Genomic DNA, 1,915 nt, shown 5'->3' on the forward strand with positions numbered 1-1,915 from the left:
ATTATACATTGTTTGAAATTTAGTGAGAATATATTTTATAAAATGTGAGGGGTATAAATGGAACAAAATAAATTAGTTTTAGAAGGACCAAAACGTCTTAAGTGGAAAACATGTAAAATTAAGTCTATACAGGATAATGAAATTATCGTTAAAACAATTGCAGGTGAAATAAGTATTGGAGCAGAGTTACCACAGTATAAAGAATCGGATGTTACAGATACAAATCCTATCTATCCAAAAAAAACTGGATATGAAAGTTATGGTGAAGTAATTCAAGTTGGTAATAAAGTAACAAATTTAAACGTAGGTGATAAAGTAGTTTCTTTTTATGGACATGAAACGATAGGAATAGTTAAGGGAGATAAAGTAATTCGAGTACCTAGTTATATAAAACCTAAAGTTGCTTTATTATCTATTCTTTCGTGTGATGCTGCTAAAGGGGTATTGAAGCTAGACCCGCGACAGGATGAAAAAGTACTTATTACTAGGAGTTATCGGTTTACTCGCTTGTTATTTCTTAAAATACTATGTAGGTGTTAAGCATGTGGATGTTGTTGAGCCTAATAAAAATAGAAGAGAATTTGCAAAGAAGTTTGGTGCGAAAAACCTCTTTGATTCAGAAAAACAAATAATAGAAACATATAATTACGGTTTGGAATGTTCTGCTACAAATAGAGGGTTTCACACATTACAAAAGGCCATTAATAGTAATAGAGCGATATGTATTCTTTCTGATGGTAATATAGAAGACTTAACATTAACCGCCGACTTTTATCGAAAAGAATTGAAAATCATTGGTTCAAGTGATGGATATGGTTACCAAAAACATGCAGATTGGTTTTTTAGTCAAATAGAACAGACGCCATGGATAGAAGAGATTTTTCAACATGAAATTCATTATACTGCACTTGAAAAATGTTTTGAGGAATTAAGTCAAGGAATAATTACTCCTTTAAAAGTATTTGTCTCATTTGAATAAAATGACAACGTACTTGTCACGTAGCTCACATATATTTTGTCATTAATATGATAATAAAACGAGGAGTAGCATGTACGTGTTAATTTTTAATAGGCACAACGGGTTGTTGCTCTTTCATTATGTACAAATCGTATATTATCTTTCTCAATGTACATATTAAGTAAAGTATTTAATATCACGTACATAAAAGGCGGGGTAATATGGATGGAAATAAGAAAAATGAAGAATTGAGTAAATTTAAGAAACAATGGTTTAATGAAGATAATCAACCAGTAGCTGGTATAGAGCTAGCCTTACCGCCTGATATAGGCAGCATGTTAGACTCGAAATCAGTTGATGATCAAAGTGGAGAAAGTAATAATGAATAAGTTTAATCTATACGCATCCATTTGGGTGCTTTTGTTTTTTTGACAATAGAAAATAGATCATCAAATTCTTATTGAAAAAAGATGGATCTAAATAGATCCATTTTCTATATATGTAAGTTTTAATTTTCACGAAAAAGTTTAAAGTGCATCTAGAATGCTAATAACATTTACCATTAAAGGATTGGGCTATTATGCATATTATTGTTGAAAGCATTATTTTAATTCTCACTGGGATTCTTGCATTAAAAATGACAGGTAGTAAATCTGTTAGCCAAATGACAAGAGCTGAAATCATCATAGTAGTATCAATTGCGCGTATTATTGTAGAGCCTGTATTAAGTAGGAATGTAGTCCCATCTATATTTGCAGCTGTAATATTTGCAAGCGTACTTCTTATCATTCATTTCTTTGAACTGAAATCAAGGGAGGCGGAACAATTCCTAAATGGCAGTAGCTTTGTAATTGTTGAAAATGGAGAGATTATTAAAGCGAACTTGATGAAGGCAAAAATGTCTGAACAACAACTTTATATGCAATTAAGAGAAAAAGGAATACATGATTTAAAGAT

The 1,915-nt window shown here is 30.9% G+C and carries 2 protein-coding genes and 1 pseudogene; all 3 read left to right on the forward strand.

All coding sequences use genetic code 11. From position 1 onward, the window contains the following. Window positions 1–57 precede the first annotated feature (57 nt). Window positions 58–979 (forward strand): annotated as a pseudogene (locus ACQGS6_RS27490) (alcohol dehydrogenase). Between the two features lie 200 nt (window positions 980–1,179). Next, window positions 1,180–1,347 carry a hypothetical protein gene (locus ACQGS6_RS27495; protein ID WP_000348947.1) on the forward strand — a complete coding sequence of 56 codons (168 nt, stop codon included), beginning with the start codon at window positions 1,180–1,182 and terminating at the stop codon, window positions 1,345–1,347. Between the two features lie 191 nt (window positions 1,348–1,538). Continuing rightward, window positions 1,539–1,915 (forward strand): DUF421 domain-containing protein (locus ACQGS6_RS27500; RefSeq protein WP_426965958.1); only part of this gene is annotated, 377 nt, incomplete at its 3' end.

It is taken from the genome of Bacillus sp. GMs2/2, from assembly GCF_050172095.1.
Lineage (GTDB): Bacteria > Bacillota > Bacilli > Bacillales > Bacillaceae_G > Bacillus_A > Bacillus_A cereus.

Coding starts and splice junctions, on each gene's coding strand:
- ACQGS6_RS27495 (WP_000348947.1), top strand. CDS start 1,180: ATGGATGGAAATAAGAAAAATGAAGAATTGAGTAAATTTAAGAAACAA.